The organism is Paenibacillus terrigena DSM 21567 (genome assembly GCF_000374845.1).
In the GTDB taxonomy this organism is placed as follows: domain Bacteria; phylum Bacillota; class Bacilli; order Paenibacillales; family Paenibacillaceae; genus Paenibacillus_K; species Paenibacillus_K terrigena.
In genome coordinates this window covers 52,317-68,937 of sequence record NZ_KB895417.1, presented here as the reverse complement: position 1 = coordinate 68,937, position 16,621 = coordinate 52,317, and the positions used below count along the sequence as shown (strand labels likewise).

The window sequence follows — 16,621 nt, the reverse complement described above, 5'->3', positions numbered from 1 at the left end:
CAGGACGAAGGCCGCATTTTTTTCTCTTTATTCGTTAACCCAACGTATTCTGAGCTTCGGATGTCGCTTCCTGCGCAATGACCGATCCGTCTTCAAGCCGCATCCATGTCTTGAACGCACGGTTGCCCTCCTCAAGCTGGATCACGCGCGCACCTTTCAAGAACCCATCCCGGCTATAGCTGTTATACCCGGTCTTGCGGCCGTAACAGAGCTGGATTTGGTGTAATTCACCGATATAATCATTCGTATGGTCATGGCCGACGAAGGTTCCCATCACATCCCCCATCTCAACCATCGCGGCGAACAACCCGGTATTAATACGAGGGCAGCAGACTGGTTCGAACCGATCCCCTACCGTGTTGCCTTGCTCCCATACAGTGACATATTCTTGGAGCGGAATGTGGAAGAACGCCAGCGCTGGCAATGGTGTGCCCCCATTCTTGGCCGTATAGGCCCTTGATTCCTGCTCATACCACGCGATCTGGCTGCGATCAATCCAGCCATAGCCGTCCACGTGAGAGACCGTCGATACGCTTCCGGAATCCAGATGATAGAGCAGCGCTGCCGGTACGCCTTGCGCATTCACGACTTCCAGACAATAGTTGCCGACGCCCGCGATGGATGCTGGACCCGGAACGGCGAGACAATGCGGGTTCTTCATTGCTTGTTCCATCAGCTGTTCCCGCGTAATATTGACTTCAGTATCATGGTTGCCGAATACGACCGTCCAAGGCACTTGACGCTCCTCAACGACCTCAGCAACCAACTGAAATGAATCCAATTGTCCATCCACGCAATGATGCGCCTCAATGACATCGCCTGTGAATACAACAAGATCTGGCTGCTCCGCATCGACGATTTGACCAATTAAGGCACAGGTCTGCTCATCCTTCGCATCACCTTGGTGCAAATGAATATCCGTAAATTGAACAATTTTGAACGTACGATCCTCACGAAATTGTAGTGTCGTCATTTCCCCATAACTCCTCTATATTCATATTGTGATTGAGCGCTTAATCGCTTGTCCATTCCGTCATCAGACTTGTCTGCCGTATTAGAGCGAGTCTCCTACGGTCTCAAGTCCATAAATGCCTTCCATTTCGGCTAAAGTCACGACCACCTCCTCATATCGATTCACTCGCTTCAGCTTCAGATGTAGTCTTACAATCAATAATCCATCCGAATCGACAACTTCACCTTCTTCTTTCTCGACGACCAGCTTATTCATCTGAATGCCCTTATCACTCAAGTAATCCACAACTTGGTTCAGACTTGAGGACCCCCGGGCCATCTTCAGGACCAACTGCCTTGTTGCCTTAGTCCGTGAGAACCGCTTCTCCATCTTATTCAAGAAGAACAAGCTGACGACGACGAGCAGGGTTAGAATACCTGCTCCGTAATAGAACCCCGCGCCAGCTGACAACCCGATTGCCGCCACCACCCATAGCGAGGCTGCTGTCGTAAGTCCTGAGATCGTCAGCCCCGTTCGTAGTATTGTCCCTGCTCCAAGAAATCCGATCCCGCTGATCACTTGTGCAGCAAGCCTTGCCGGGTCGAGACGCACATTCGGGTCAGCCGCGAATGCTGCGAAGCCATACATTGATAATAACGCGATCGCAGCAGAACCCAGACAGACGAGAATATGCGTTCGAAACCCCGCAGAATGGCCGCCAAGCTCGCGTTCCAGACCGATCAAACCGCCAAGCAGAAGGGCAAGCAACAAACGAATGGTCATCTCTAGATTGCTAATGTGCCAAATCATTGGATCATATGTCGTGTTCACCTGGCATCTCCCTTTTACCCATCATCATGCTAACGCATTCAAAACTCGGCAATCCTCCACTGGGAGGAACAGCCGTACATTCGTACCTTCCCCAACCCGCCTTGTATCCTGATCATGCAATCGATCGACGATCACCTGCATGGCCTGCACGCGAATGAAATACCGCATAACATTGCCAAGAATCATGCTGCGCTCCACCCTTCCTTCGCCGAGGCGCATCCATGTCGCATCGAACAAACCGTCTTCTTCCTCCGCAGGAACAATCCGGATCGATTCTGGCCGCACGGCGTACAGCTCCCCAGACGGCATCTGCGCCAGCTGGCTCTTCGAGAGCTCCTCCTTGCGCCAGACATTATAGCTGCCGATGAACTTCGCGACGAACTCGGTTGCCGGCGCCGTATAGATCTCTGCCGGCGTGCCTTGCTGCTCCATGACGCCGTTATTCATCACCACGATCCGATCCGAGATCGTAAGCGCCTCTTCCTGATCGTGGGTCACGAAGATGGTCGTCATCTTTAGCTTCCGCTGGATGTCGCGTATCTGATGCCGCAGATGCCGGCGGATCTTGGCATCAAGCGCACTTAGAGGTTCATCCAGCAGCAATACTTTCGGGCGTTTCACAAGCGCGCGAGCGAGTGCGACCCGCTGCTGCTGACCGCCAGATAATTGCGCAGGATATTGATTTTCTTTGCCGCGCAAATCGATTAATGCAATCATCTCTTCCACGAGAGGGGTATAGTCACGCTTCGTCATCTTCTCCATCTTAAGTCCAAAAGCAATATTCTCGAAGACGGACATATTCGGGAATAACGCATACGATTGGAATACCATCCCGACCTGCCGCTCCTTCGGCGACAAATGCGTGATATTGCGTCCGCCGACAATGATCGAACCGGAGTCGATCGGAATGAGGCCGGCAATGGCACGCAACAGCGTGCTTTTCCCACAGCCGGATGGACCCAGCATGGTCAGGAATTCCCCTTCCTCGATCTTAAAATCGATATCCTTCAGCACCATCTGCGCTTCATAGGTCTTGCGCACGGTATCAATATGAATGTAGCTCATTGATCCTCTCCCCCCGGTTTCGGATGTGCGAGATAGCCTCCCGGCTTCCGCCTGCCCAGCTTCAGCACGATGCCTGAGATCAAGAAAATAAACAAAAAGTACGTTACGACCACGGCGCTCGCCGATGGACCGGACACCTTCATCGCATTATATAGATACTGCTGGACCGTCTCGAACTCCCCGCCGACGAGCATCCGACCCATGACGAACTCGCCGAATACCATCGAGAAGGATAAGAGGCAAGCGACCAGCGTGCCGGACCATATATTCGGAAGAATAATCCGAAGGAACGCATTCACCTTCCCCGATCCGAGCACTTCTGCCGCTTCCATCAAATCCTGTGCATGGATCGTCCGCAGACTGCTCCGTACGCTCTGATAGATAAACGGCTGGATGAGAATGAAATAGACCGCGATTAGAATCCATATCGTACCGGTTAACGGGACCGGACCGCCGGAATAGAGCTTGATCAGCCCAATCGCTGCTACAACAGGTGGAAAGGCGAACGGCAGCAGCACAGAAATCTGAAGCAGCTTCTCCCACTTCGGAAAGTACACGGCGAGGACGAAAATCACCGGCACCATTACCGCTAGCCCCAAGGATACGGTCAATACGCCAACGAGCAGCGTACGCAGCACAGCGAACAGAAATCTCGGATCACTGAAAATATGCCCATACCACGACAGCGTATAGCTCGTCGGCAAGATGCTAGATTGCCAATCCTTCGCGATGGAGAAGAGCAGCGTCGCAACGATCGGCAGAAATAGATAGAGTAAGAGTACAGCAATGATGATCGTAGGCCCAGCTTCCTTCCTGCGAGCCACCGGTTGCGAAGATCGCCTCATAAGCCTCTCCTCCTCGAATACCGTGTCATCCACTCATTGAGGAACATCGCGAGCAGCATAATCAGCGCCAAGATGACCGCAAGTGCGCTGCCGAGCTGGAAGTTCGGGAAGATATCCCCCGATACAAGTGCTGCGATCCGAATCGACAGGAGATTGAAGTTGCTGCCGGTCAAGGCATAAGCTGTCGCATAGGCGCCTAACGCATTCGCGATCAGAATACTGAATGTTCCTAGAATACTAGGAAGCATCATCGGAATTCCGATATGCCGCCAGAACCGCCATGCGGAAGCGCCGAGCAGCGCCGATGCTTCCTTCCACTCCTCACGAATCCCGTGAAAGATGGGATAGACGAGCAGTATCGCGAGCGGAATCTGGTAGTAGATGTATAGCATGAGAAGCCCGTTCTCGGTATAGAGATCGAACTTCGCAAGTGAATCCAGCCCCAGCTTCTGAAACAGCAGGGTAAATGCTCCGTTGTTGCCGAGCATGATCATATATGCAAAGGCAAGCGGCACCCCGACGAAATTCGTAATCATGTTGGATACCATCAAAATCCGATCGCGAAACCCTTCGGAGAGGCGGGTAATGGCATACCCACAGACCAAGGCAATGATGATTCCGACAATGCTCGAGATGAGCGCCACCTTCAAGCTGTTCCATATCGCCTGCAGATAGATATCGCTTGTGAAGGCTCTTATGTATTGGCCAAGGGAGAACCCTTGGCCGCTATCATCTTGGAAACTCATCACGAGCATGCCAGCAATCGGCAGCAATTCAAACGCGGCAATCCAAATCAATAACGGAAGACAGACGAGCAGCATTATTTTATTTTGGATTGGACCTGTTCTAGCCATAATTGCGGCAGCTCCTTAATCGATTTCTCCCAAGCCTTGAAGTCGCTGATCGGTTTGGCGTTCGCATATTCATCGCTGCTAATCAATTTGGAGGCGACATCGTCCGGCAGCTTCACGCTGGAACGGATCGGACGCGCATACCCTTTGGCTAGGTTAATCTGACCCTCATCGCTAAAAATATAAGCCCGTGCCAGCATCGCCGCATTCTTATTTTTCGCATTTTTGTTAATGACGGAAGCATAACCGCTCGTTACGCTGCCCTCTTTGGGGATATGAATCTCAAATTTTGCCGGATCGATCTGATCCCGATACCCCAAGGAGTTGAAATCCCATAGCGTAACCACTTGGATCTCGCCTTTCTGAATATTCGGCACGGTCGCATCCACCTTGGAGATCCGATCCTTCGACGCCAGATCCGCGAAGTAATCGAGTCCAGGCTTCAGGTTGGTCACATCCCCGCCGAACGCCATCGCCGCGGCGAGCACGACATGCTGCGCTTGCGCTGCTTTGCCCACATCACCGAGGGCAACCTTGTAGTTGCCTGACTTCAGATCGGCCCAGCTCGTCGGGCACTTATCGACCAAAGTCTTGTTGCAGAGGAACGAGATCGTGCCGGTATATCCCACCATCCAGTCTCCGTCATCATCCTTCGCCCATGCCGGGACTTCATCCCAGAATTCCGTTTTATATTTGAGCGTTAACCCTTTCTCTTCCGCGACCGGACCAAAGGCAATGCCAACGTCGCCAATATCGGGCGGATTGCCTTTCTCCGTCTCGAATTTGGCTAGCTCTTCCGCGCTGGACATGTCTGTATCCGTGTGCTCAATTTTGTATTTGCTGAGCAAGTCATCCCATGTCCCTTTCCAGTTCGCCCAAGAGTCCGGCATCCCTACGCTGGCTAACTTTCCTTCCTTCTGCGCGAGTGGTACCAGTTCTTGCAGCGTTAGCGTCTTGCCTCCGTTTCCGTTCGAACCCGAATCATCCCCCGTCTTCGTACCTGATGAACAAGCTGCGAGTAAAGTCATGCTCGTTAGCGCCGCTGTAAGTGCAAGAATTGTAAAGAACCTCATGCCTCTCCAAGACTTCATACTTCCACCTCTCCCCATATCGCTAGGATTAAATCTATACAACCCAACTCCGTGAATCCCGGAATCAGAGCGGTAACTGGATCGGGTGCTGCGACTCTCGTATGCGAGACTTATTTCACTATAAGCGTGCTTGTTCTTCAATATTCATGAATTTCTGATTAAAACAGGTATTACAATTTATTTATGTTGTTTCTTGTTGTTTATGTTTGTTTCTTTTTTGATGTTATCGCAAAATTGCGGTAGGTTCAACAATAATTCTATCTATCGGAGCAAAAAAAAGTGAAGGATCACCTTCACTGCATGATCACGCAAATGGAAATGGGTTATGTTCGCACGTCAAATAAAAAGAGCATCGACCTCTCGGTCCATGCTCCATGCCTTACTTCGATATAATGTTCTTCACGCGTCCAACTTGTCCGCTCGTGAGTCGCACCTTAATCCCATGCGGATGCTGCGGGGAATTCGTTAGAATGTCCTTCACCGTCCCTGCTGTCAAGGCACCTGTCCGCTGATCCTGCTTCAACACGATCTCCACTTCGAGACCCGGGCGAATATTCGCGCGTAACTGTCCACTCATCGCTGTCACTTCCTTCTTAGGCTCTTGGCTTAATGATCGCAATCACTTGCTTGCCGCTTACTTGGATCCCCCGCTCTAACTGGCCGGATTCAGACAAGTCGCGGACCATCTCTTCGGCAACCCGCTTCGCAGGGTCCGTCTGCTTGCGATCGACGAGTACCGTCAGCTGCACACTGTTCCCGGTGCTGAGAATACGCTCCGCTTGGCGTTTCTTCGTGTCGTAGTCATGTTCCTCGATCGCCGCCGTAACACGAATTTCTTTGACTTTGGCAGGGACTGACGCCTTGCGCTCTTGCTGCTTCTGTTGATTCTTCTCTTGCTTATGTACGTTCTTCGCTACGAGCTTACACGGCGGCGGGCTCGACATTAACGAGAGACAGACGAGATCGACCTTCAGCTCTCTCGCCATCCGAAGCGCTTCGGCCGTCGCTACGACTCCAAGATCCTCGCCATTCACACCGGTCAGCTTCACTTCCGACGCTTTGATTTGTTCATTTGTAATCATTATTCAACCTCCTGACTCCTCACTCAGTTATAGCATACCCTTAGGTAACAAATATACGAACGGGATGACAATGACCGCAACCAGTAAGATCATACAGAATACACTTTCGCCAAAAGACCCCGTGTCGATCGCCATAAACTTCGGCAGAATACGGAATTTCTTCTTCCATGGCCAGAATAATGCTACACCCTGTTCATTCAACAAGTCAATGAGGGGATGGGATGCATACGCTAAGAGACAGGTCCAATAGAAAAAGTCCGGTAAGGGCGATAAAAGAAAACCGAGTGCAATGAGTGCAACAATCGAGTGCGTTAAGGTTCGATGCTTCACGCCGAGGAATTGCAGCAAATAAGATAAAGGCAAGAAAACCTTGGCCATCGTCGACCCTTTCTTATCGATATCCGCTAACGGCCCGGCGAGACATCCGATCAGCAGCGCTGCACCAGATTCCCAAGAGATGAGCGGCTGCTGAAAATAAATCATAACACCTTCGGCGGCAAGCACGCCGGCTAGGCTGTGTGTTTTCTGAAGCATAATTCCATCCTCCGCGTTTCTGCTATGATGTATTGTATTCTCCTAACGGAGTACTTCATTATAGCAAACATACGATCGCATGGCGAGAGAAGATTGGTAAGTGCGATCAAAGTCAAACAATAAATAGAAAACATAGATTTGAAATGGTAAAATATGACGGAGAGAGGTGAGGATATGCGGTATATATCATGCTTTCTAATCATTATGTTTTTATTAACAGGCTGTGCATCAAACTCTGGCAAGAACGGGCCTACCACCATCACATTAACACCTGTCGACATGTTCAGCGGTAACGCTGCGAAATTGAAACCATTTCTTGGCACCATGTCCGGCGCATTCAAACTGCGTTATGAGGGGAAAAGGCCTAATGCTAGTCTAGATATCGATCTATGGAAAGACGGGAAAAAAACAGCCTCCTCCGGCTCTATTGGGGATTTGTTCTTTAGCCCGAACGAAGAAGATAACGAAATGGAAGTCATGATATCAATGGATACGGATTACTACGCATCCGAAGGACAAGAAAAGATGATCAAGGTGAAAGTCGGAATCACCCATGCAACTGGATCCAGCCTAATGACCTTTACCATCCCATGGGATAAAAAATACACTGCGCTGGGACTGCTCAGCGAGTTTGAACCACGTACCTTCCACAAAGATGACGCGGTGCCTGTATGGGGCACGCAAGCAACGAGCACGAATACCATTCGGACGGCTGACTTGTCGCCTGAATCCTTAAGCAGACTGGAAGCGGCGATCCTCTTCACGCTGCGCATCGAGGACCAATAACAGCAAGGGGAACATCAACGGACTTGATCCGTGATGTTCCCCTTGATTCGTGTTCAGGTCATGAAGCCGTCATCCGACGCTATCATTTTATCAAGTAACAGCAGAAAAGCCGGCTTTCCCCTAATATAGGGAACACCGGCTTTCATGTCGTTTCTACTCTTTTCCTATATACTTATCCATAAAGCGATCTACTTTTTGGAAATATTCAGTGGGGTAATGATTGATGGCATCGATATGCTCCGTATTATGCGGGTACCATACTTCTGCATACGGGTCGTCTTTTAATGACTCCCAAATTGCTTCTGTATTTTTATAACTAATTTGCTGATCTCCAGTTCCATGAATCAGCATAACTGGCTTGTCTTTCATCTTCTTTACTGCATCCATTGGAGATACGGAATCAAGATCAACCTTTAAGACCCATTTACCCACCCATGTCGATGTATAACTAAATGGAAAAGAAGGTAAACCTGAGAAGAAGGGCAAACCCTCTCTCAGAAATAGACCTGCATTACGAAAAGGACTATCTGCAACTACAGCTTTGATGTCATCACTTTCACTTGCGGCTAGCAAAGTAGTAGCAGCACCCATTGAAAAACCAATAACTCCAATGTTATCACCAGCATGGTCTCTGGATTTTAAATAGCTTACAGCTCCAAGCAAATCATATTTTTCATTGAGGCCAAGTGTAATCATATTACCATCGGATTTACCTTGCGAACTGAGGTCAAATGCCAATACATTATAGCCTTTCGGAACGAAATGCTCTACTAACTTTTTGGTCCGCCCTTTGACTAAACGATTGCTTGTATATCCATGGACGACAATAATCGTCTTATCACTTGCCTTATTGGAAAGACCATTTGCATGAAAGAAGGAACCTCTAATCGTATTATCATTTTTCAAGCTCTTGAACTCAACCTCTTCGTAGGGAGTTTTATCGATATTCAAGTCGTAGCTGACATTCGTGTCTCTAGGATGGTGCATCAAGGTATCCATTACTTTATAGGATATGAAAAATACTAAACCCACCACAAGCAATAGCACGATCCCTAGGATCAATAAAATTTTCCCCCGTTTTTTCGAACGAACGTTTAATGTCAAATTTGGTTGTAATGATGTTTCACTCATTCAGATTCCCTCGCATTTTTTTTAGGTTGTGTAGGTGCGAACAAATATAAGGCATGCTCCTTCAAATTTCCCCACTCGGGGTGATGAATAATACTTTCTCCAAGAGTTAAGCCTATCCCATTTAAGAAAGAGATATAGGCACGAGAGATCATAGCTGGTGAAAAGTTTTTGTTGAATTCTCCCATTAACTGTCCCTTGGCATAGACGCATTCGATAGTATCTGTCATGACTTTTGTACTTTCAAGGACCTTCTGTGTAAGTTCAGGAAATCTTATCCGTTGTCCTAAGACATATTGAACAAGCCGCAATTCATTTGTATAGCAATAGATATGATTGAATTGTTCTTCTACCATGTTCTTAATTAATACGCCCGGCGTCCCCTCTTGTTTTAGACAAGCAAGTGACTTCTCCTGAATATCAGCAAGCGGCTCAAGGACAGCGGCGTAGAATAAGGCTTCTTTGCTTGGGAAATATTGAAAGATGGTTCCAGCAGTCACTCCCACACTCTGCGCAATAAGAGCTGTTGTGGTATTAGAATATCCATTTTCTGCAAACAGGACAACGGCTTCTTTTAGGATACAACTACGCCGCTCCTGTCTTTTTTCTTCATTGATTGGTCTTGCCAAATTCATTCCCACTCTCTATAGATTTATTTGTAATTAATTAAATGATCAATCATTTAATTAATAATATATCTTTAATTACGAATTATTGCAAGCGTGAATTTCATCTTACTCATAAGTAGGATGAAACTTCACAAATAAAAACAAGCCAGAGCGCTGCCCAACATGCGCTCTGGCTTGTTTTTTTATATTACTTTGTACGAGTACACGCTCCGACTTCCTCGAACCGCAAGTCGATCAATTAGCGCACATCTAGATCCAATAGCACCTTCCAACTCGATATATCGTACATGCTCTAACACATCAAAAAAGCGACCCATTCGCGAAGTTATCTCCGGAATGGCCGCTTATTTTCAAATATAAAATATTAATTATTGCGCATTGAATGTATCTGTCAATACAGGTACGATCTGCGACTTACGAGATACAACGCCTTTTAGAACTGCTTTGTTGTCCGACAACGTTACGTTGTAAGCTTTCTCCACGATGTGTGCCGATGCGCCTAGGGCTAGACCAACGGAATCATTGTTCAAGATGTCTGTTACCACAAGCAGGAACAAGTCTAATCCTTTGTCCGCGATGATTGTGTTCAGCGCCGCTTCCAGCTCGACTTGACGACTAAGAACATCGTTCACATCAACCGCATTCACTTGCGCGATTTCGACTTTTGCATTACCCATTTGGAATTCTTTCGCATCCAGAGAGATCAGTTGCGCAATCGTCTTGTCGCTTAGGTCTGCACCAGCTTTCAACATTTCAAGACCATATGCGTCTGCATCCACACCTGCGATTTCAGCAAGCTCACGCGCTGCAGCTACGTCTTGCGCTGTGCAAGTCGGGGACTTGAACAACAAGGAGTCCGAGATAATCGCGGACAACATCAACCCTGCGATTTGCTTGTCGATGGCAATGCCGTTCTCTTTGTACATTTTGTTCAAGATCGTCGCTGTGCATCCTACCGGCTCAGCACGATAGTAGATCGGACCGCTTGTCTCGAAGTTCGCGATACGGTGGTGGTCGATAACTTCGATGACACGCACCTTCTCAATGTCGTTCGCACTTTGTTGACGCTCATTATGGTCGACGAGGATAACTTCCTTCGCTCCATCCGCAACATTCTCTACAAGACGCGGCGCTTCCACCTGAAAATGCTGGAGCGCGTACGCTGTCTCGCCGTTCACTTCACCTAGACGAATAGCCTCAACGTTCGCGCCAAGCTTCGTCTTCAAGTCTGCATAAGCAATTGCAGAGCAAATCGTATCTGTATCAGGGTTTTTGTGTCCGAAAATCAATACTTTTTCCATCATCGTACTCCTTATTGATCGAATTTTATTATGTTCAAAGTATAACGTACCACTTCCATTACAATCAAGATTATAACGTGAATCACCTTATATTCCAATCCATTTAATAGGAATAAATTGTGAGATTGCTAGGTTTGGGATGAGAATGCAAAAGAGCCGAATGAATCGGCTCTTTTGTTGTGCTTTTTATTATGATTGCGGTGGATTCACCGGATCAGGAATAGGAATCGAGTTCGGGTTGTTTGGCATCACGAACTTAAATCCATTGGAAGAAGTGGATAAGTTGTTAATTGACACGACTTTTCCGTTCGCAACCGACAACACGTAAGCCTGGTACTCGACACCATAGGCAAGTTTGTTGCCAAAAGCATCGTTATCCGCCATCGTTAGCGTAGCGGAGTTGCCTCCAGGATTGACGATTTTATAGTTGGCTGGACTGACTTGGTTCGCCACGGATAAGTTCCAGTTGCTGTTCACTGGTACCAACATCACTTCATAGTATGCAATGTTGCTCTCGTTGGCTGCGCGATCATAGGTTACTCGAACCGATTGTCCGTCTGCTTCAACGTTGCTGTATACTTTGCCTACTGCCGGAACCGACTGATCAATCAGCGTGAACTCTCTGGAAGGAGTAGACAGCACGTTATTCGCGCCAATCCTACTATCCGCCGTCGTAAGCACGTATACGCGGTAAGGTACCCCTTTGATCAATTGGTTGCCTCTCACATCTCGCGTTTGATCCGATATCAATTGTCTGATGTTCGAGTTTTGCTTCGTAACTCTTGTATAATTCGATGCATTCACATCATTGGCTGCCGATAAGTTGAAGCTGCTGGCCAAATCTACCGGCACGAACATAATGCGATATTCCGCCACGTTCGTCTCATTGGACGATTTCGTGAAGGTCACTTCAATGTCGCTGCCACCGCTTTGATTGTTCACGACATTGCCTGTCAAGTTCGATGCGCCGTCAATCGTTACGTTCGTTGCAAGCGTAATTTCCGAAGAGAACGGAGATAATGCGTAGCTACCTGTATAACTGCCTCGCCCTACAGCCAGCACGAAGATCCGATAGGAAACGCCGTTGCGGATGGCTGCGCCATCTACATCACGCGCATTACGATCAAGCGTCAAGCTATAGTTGCCGCCTGTCTTGCTTACGTACGTATAGTTCGAGCTCGAAATGGAGCTTGCGCGGGACAGAGTAAAGCTCGATGCATTACCAGCCTTCACGACCATCACGCGATAGTGATCAATGTTAGATTCATCGTTCGAACGGTTGAACACCACCTGCAGGTCGCGTCCATCGTTATAGTCCGCTACGTCCGTACCTACGACATATGTCGGCGCGGTAATATTGTAATTGTCCGCTAGGCGAATCGTCGAGGATGCATTCGATAACGTATTGTCGCCGTAGTTCCCTACCGAGAGTACGAAAACTTGATAATTCACGCCGTTGCGGATCGCAGCACCGTCCACGTCACGGGCATTGGAAGCCAGATTCGTGCTGATGTTGCGGCCTGTTTTGCTGACAGACGTGTAATTGGAGCTCGATACCCGATTCGCATCGGATAAACTGAATCGGCTAGCATCCGAAGATTTGACAACCAGAATCCGGTAGTGGTTAATGGAAGACTCATCCGTTGCACGCGTGAACGATACGGACATGTCGCGGCCGTCGTTGTAGTCGCTCACGTCGCTCGCACTGACATTCGTTGCACCTGCACCGACGTTATTCGATAGGCGAATCGTCGATGACGACGAAGATAATGCATTGTTATAGGCGTTCTTATCGTTCGAGATCGCCATGACGTAGACGCGGTAGTCTTCGCCATTGCCGATACTAGAGCCATTCACTTCTCTTGCATTCGACGGCAGCGTCGTGACGATATTGTAGCCTGTCTTCGCTACGTCATAGTATCTACCGGAAGCGACGGCATTCGCATCGGATTGCGAGAAGTTCAACCCATCTCTTACACGCACTATAAAAATGCGATAATGGCTGATCTTCGATTCATTCGATGATTTGTTGAAGCTCACTTGCAAGTCACGTCCGTCATTATAGTTGTTCACATCTGCAACGCTAGTAATGACAGGTGCACCAACAGTGCTGCCTAACGTGATCGAAGTCGATGCGGCAGACAATCGGTTCGTATTCTTCGAATTGTTGCCCTCCGCAAGCACGAACACCGTGTAAGACACACCGTCTTTAATATATTCGCCAGACGTATCGCGCGCTGTGGAGCTTAGTGTCGTCGATACGTTCTTCCCTGATTTGTCCACAAGGGTCGAGTTCTGCGAGGATACCGCATTCGCAGCCGTAAGATCGAATTTGTACGCGTCCTTCGTCTTCACTACAAGAATACGATAGTTCGCAATACTCGTCTCGTTGTCAGGCTTCGTGAAGCTAACGTATAGATCGCGTCCGTCGCCGTAGTCGCTCACATCGCTTGCTTTCACATTCGTCACGGCCGATACAGGCGTACTTGCCGTTACCGTAACCTTCTGTGAGCCGCTGGAGAGCGCGAATTGATTGCTCTTGCTAGCTGTTAGAACATAAGCAACGTATGATTGGTTCGCACGAATTAAATCGCCGTCCACATCCCTTGTTTGCGATGTTAGCGAGATATATTGATCCCCGCCAATACCGAGTACCGTCGTATAGTTTTTCGAAGATACAGATTGTGCCGTCGATGTTGAGAAATAACTGGATTTCTCTGACTTCACGAGCATGACACGGTAATGATCCACGTTCGACTCTTTCGCAGCTTTGGAGAAGCTCACCTCGATATCGCGACCGTCACCATTCTGCCCGGTAATCCGTGCATTGACGTTCGGTACAGACGTTACTCCGCCTGAAGATGTCTTGATGTATACTGCTTTGGACGAAGGGTTCCAATCCACCTCTTCCCCCATCGCTTCGCTGACGAAACGAACTGGGATCATTGTACGGTTCTTGATGCTCTGTGCGGGAACATCCAACGCTACCGACTCCCCATTAACCATCGCCGTTTTGGATCCTAACTTCAGAACGACTGTTGTGTCATCCCGTTTTGCCGTAACCACTTTGGTCCGCTCATTCCAATCGACACTAGCGTTCAATCCTTCAAAGATCGCCCGCAGCGGCAGCAGCGTTCTGCCCCCGATCGAGACGGGCGGCTGATCTGTATACAACTGATTCCCATCGATATAAATACTAATTGAATTCGTAGGCGCCGCTTTGACGTTTGCCTGTGGCGTGAACGTAACAACCAGCGCGCCAGCTAGTATTGCAGACAATAACTTTCTCACATTTTCATCCTCCCAATCACATTTCAAAACGACATGTCGAAACATGGTCTAAGAAGTTTGACGCAGTACACCCTGTAAAAGTTCCAAGAATTATATGAAAATTGTTTGTCATTTTTATAAAGATTGCAAAAAGATGGGAACCAAAACATGATATTCTGCATAGTAGAGTCAGAAAGGATGGTGGATACATGCTGCCCGATGAATTAGAGCAATGGGCTGATCTCTACGCTCAGCGCTTGGTTCGATTAGCTTATACATACGCGCGTGATTACGGACATGCCGAGGATCGTGTACAGGATGCCTTTCTCAAAGCGTATACGATGCAGCACCAATACAGATCGGAACGCGGCACCCTCTTCTCCTGGCTCGCCAAAATCGTCATTAATGAATGCCGAATGGCCTATCGCCGCAGCTGGCGCGAGAAAGTGATGGAGATCCTTCCTGAGCGCGCTACCGAGAGTACGGAAGAAATGTACCTATCGAACGTAAGCGCACAGCTTGTCTATCAAGCCGTTCTTGAACTGCCAGAGTTCCTAAGAACGCCTATCGTCCTGCACTATTATGAAGATTTATCCGTGGAAGAGATCGCATTCATTCTCGCCAAGCCCGCAGGCACCGTCAAATCCCGCCTATGGCGAGGACGTGCAAGATTACGTCATATGTTAGAGGAGGAGTACGATGAACAATCCCATTCGTCAATCGAAAAGCTGTCATGAAGAAGGAACGATCGATATGGTCGCGTTTAAGCAGCGGTTGGTGGAGCGCGTGCGGGCTGAAGGAGGGCGTAGGGGTGTTGGGCATTGGTCCACCCGTCGTAAAATGATTCTTACGACCCTAACAGCAGTTGTTCTTAGCGGCTGTATTATGGTGAGCAGTTTCCCTTCGATTGCGAGCTGGTTCTCGACCCTAACAGACCCAACCCTCCTCGATTCAGGTGTAACCTCTGCTGCTAAGGAAGGGTATAGCGTGAATGTCGACGCTTCTGTCAGCGACAACAATATCACCTTACATATTGTCGATGTATTAGCCGACTCGACTCAGTTAGTCGTATCGTATTACGTAGAACGGGATGGCGGGAGATTCGCAGATTATTTACATGGTGATCTATCCGTTATGGACGCTACAAGTCGTACCTTGACGAACAGATTCTCTAAATGGCAGCGTGATGTACAAAGCGAGTATGGCTATTTAACGTTTGACCTGCCTGAATCGCCCCAGAAGCTTACTCTTCAGCTTCATATCAATAAAATTCAAATTCCTGCGACTGGCAACAAATCGTATCAGTATCTGTATGGGAAATGGGATATTCGTATTCCTATCGATATTAGCGACAGTAAGTCCGCTACAAAGCATGTAGCAATCCCTCAGAACACGGATTTTACTATCCCGCAGGGAGATTCGTTTGCGCTTCAGCAGATTACATTCTCCCCTAGCATGACACGGTTTGAATTTGACGGTACAACCCAACGAATCCTGTCAATCGATTACATCATTAAAGATGGCGATGGAAATATCATTCTGTTGTATAATGCCAATTCTAAGCACAATAATATGCTCTCGTATGCTCCACAACCCCAGCAGCAGGCCAAGATTCATTCGAACAAATACTTTATTAGTATGGACCCACTTCAACAAGGAAGAGAATATGCCTTTCAAGCAAACGGCATATGGATCGTCGAACCTGTTCATTTTGCTTTTCCGATAGATAGAGGGGCGCTACAACAGAAGCCCTTGGAGAAGAAGTATGAGGAGACGACGTTTCAAGTCAAGCGTTTCGCACTTGAAAAGGATCCTGACAATCAGAAAGCTTATACTGCCAAGCTTCAAGTTCACGCTGACCGAATAACACATCCCTATATAGGATTGCGAAAATGGGAACTTGTAGACGATGAGGGCAATCATTACCTGATGGATGCGCATCCAGAAACCCCGCTTGGACTGAGGCAGACAGGTGAAGACGGGTTCTATGAACTAAATCAATCTATCGTTTTCCGCAATCTGCCGAAGGATTCGAATACGAAGCAATTTACGCTTGTTCTCTCCAGTTTCCCGCATTACTACAAGTTGAACTGGTCCATCCCTTTCACCGTACCAACGAAATAACAAGAAAAGCCAAGAGGGGCGCATTCGTCATGCATCCTTCTTGGCTTGTTTTATTGAAAAGCAACTAGAATGTCTGTGCACCGGCGCACCCGCCGCACGTCTACCCACCAGCTATAATGGATTATCGCAGTA

General features: G+C 48.2%; 16 protein-coding genes. 3 read left to right on the top strand and 13 right to left on the bottom strand.

What is annotated here, in order from left to right; genetic code table 11:
* Positions 1-34 precede the first annotated feature (34 nt).
* From C558_RS0116485 to C558_RS0116445, 9 genes are all read right to left on the bottom strand, one after another.
* Positions 35-973, bottom strand: coding sequence for a metallophosphoesterase family protein (locus tag C558_RS0116485; protein ID WP_018757389.1), 939 nt, complete (start codon positions 971-973; stop codon positions 35-37).
* An 81-nt stretch (positions 974-1,054) separates the two neighbouring features.
* A complete protein-coding gene (locus C558_RS0116480) occupies positions 1,055-1,783 on the bottom strand; it encodes an MgtC/SapB family protein (RefSeq protein ID WP_018757388.1) in 729 nt (242 codons plus the stop codon).
* Between the two features lie 24 nt (positions 1,784-1,807).
* Complete coding sequence (locus C558_RS0116475; protein ID WP_018757387.1) at positions 1,808-2,848, bottom strand: ABC transporter ATP-binding protein; 1,041 nt, start codon at positions 2,846-2,848, stop codon at positions 1,808-1,810.
* Positions 2,845-3,693: an ABC transporter permease gene (locus tag C558_RS0116470; RefSeq protein ID WP_018757386.1), complete on the bottom strand. Its 849-nt coding sequence runs from the start codon at positions 3,691-3,693 to the stop codon at positions 2,845-2,847. Before C558_RS0116470 ends, C558_RS0116475 begins: the two co-directional genes overlap by 4 nt.
* A complete protein-coding gene (locus tag C558_RS0116465; protein WP_026263987.1) occupies positions 3,690-4,547 on the bottom strand; it encodes an ABC transporter permease in 858 nt (285 codons plus the stop codon). The genes C558_RS0116470 and C558_RS0116465 overlap by 4 nt, the downstream gene beginning before the upstream one ends.
* Positions 4,514-5,635, bottom strand: a complete 1,122-nt coding sequence (locus C558_RS0116460; protein ID WP_018757384.1) for an ABC transporter substrate-binding protein — start codon at positions 5,633-5,635, stop codon at positions 4,514-4,516. Before C558_RS0116460 ends, C558_RS0116465 begins: the two co-directional genes overlap by 34 nt.
* Positions 5,636-6,014: 379 nt before the next feature.
* A complete protein-coding gene (locus C558_RS0116455) occupies positions 6,015-6,212 on the bottom strand; it encodes a YwbE family protein (protein ID WP_018757383.1) in 198 nt (65 codons plus the stop codon).
* 16 nt (positions 6,213-6,228) lie between these two features.
* Positions 6,229-6,717 carry a translation initiation factor IF-3 gene (gene infC / locus C558_RS0116450; RefSeq protein ID WP_018757382.1) on the bottom strand — a complete coding sequence of 163 codons (489 nt, stop codon included), beginning with the start codon at positions 6,715-6,717 and terminating at the stop codon, positions 6,229-6,231.
* A 27-nt stretch (positions 6,718-6,744) separates the two neighbouring features.
* Positions 6,745-7,251, bottom strand: coding sequence for a metal-dependent hydrolase (locus tag C558_RS0116445; RefSeq protein WP_018757381.1), 507 nt, complete (start codon positions 7,249-7,251; stop codon positions 6,745-6,747).
* Between the two features lie 204 nt (positions 7,252-7,455).
* Here C558_RS0116445 and C558_RS0116440 point away from each other — a divergent pair, with 204 nt between their 5' ends.
* Entirely contained in the window at positions 7,456-8,037 is a 582-nt protein-coding gene (locus C558_RS0116440; RefSeq protein WP_156826155.1) for a hypothetical protein, read from the top strand.
* 153 nt (positions 8,038-8,190) lie between these two features.
* Here C558_RS0116440 and C558_RS0116430 read toward each other — a convergent pair whose 3' ends face one another.
* The 4 genes from C558_RS0116430 to C558_RS31230 all read right to left on the bottom strand — a co-directional run bounded on the left by C558_RS0116430 (position 8,191) and on the right by C558_RS31230 (position 14,386).
* Positions 8,191-9,168 (bottom strand): alpha/beta hydrolase, encoded by a 978-nt coding sequence (locus C558_RS0116430; RefSeq protein ID WP_018757378.1) that lies wholly within the window; start codon positions 9,166-9,168, stop codon positions 8,191-8,193.
* Complete coding sequence (locus tag C558_RS0116425; protein WP_018757377.1) at positions 9,165-9,800, bottom strand: TetR/AcrR family transcriptional regulator; 636 nt, start codon at positions 9,798-9,800, stop codon at positions 9,165-9,167. The genes C558_RS0116430 and C558_RS0116425 overlap by 4 nt, the downstream gene beginning before the upstream one ends.
* 362 nt (positions 9,801-10,162) lie before the next feature.
* A complete protein-coding gene (locus tag C558_RS0116420) occupies positions 10,163-11,095 on the bottom strand; it encodes a manganese-dependent inorganic pyrophosphatase (RefSeq protein ID WP_018757376.1) in 933 nt (310 codons plus the stop codon).
* A gap of 189 nt (positions 11,096-11,284) precedes the next feature.
* Positions 11,285-14,386: a copper amine oxidase N-terminal domain-containing protein gene (locus C558_RS31230; protein WP_018757375.1), complete on the bottom strand. Its 3,102-nt coding sequence runs from the start codon at positions 14,384-14,386 to the stop codon at positions 11,285-11,287.
* Positions 14,387-14,574: 188 nt separating this feature from the next.
* Here C558_RS31230 and C558_RS31225 point away from each other — a divergent pair, with 188 nt between their 5' ends.
* The gene (locus C558_RS31225) at positions 14,575-15,102 is read left to right on the top strand and encodes an RNA polymerase sigma factor (protein ID WP_018757374.1); all 528 of its coding nucleotides are present in this window, start codon (positions 14,575-14,577) and stop codon (positions 15,100-15,102) included.
* On the top strand, positions 15,065-16,489 hold the full coding sequence (locus tag C558_RS0116405) for a DUF4179 domain-containing protein (RefSeq protein ID WP_018757373.1): 1,425 nt from the start codon (positions 15,065-15,067) through the stop codon (positions 16,487-16,489). The genes C558_RS31225 and C558_RS0116405 overlap by 38 nt, the downstream gene beginning before the upstream one ends.
* Positions 16,490-16,621 lie beyond the last annotated feature (132 nt).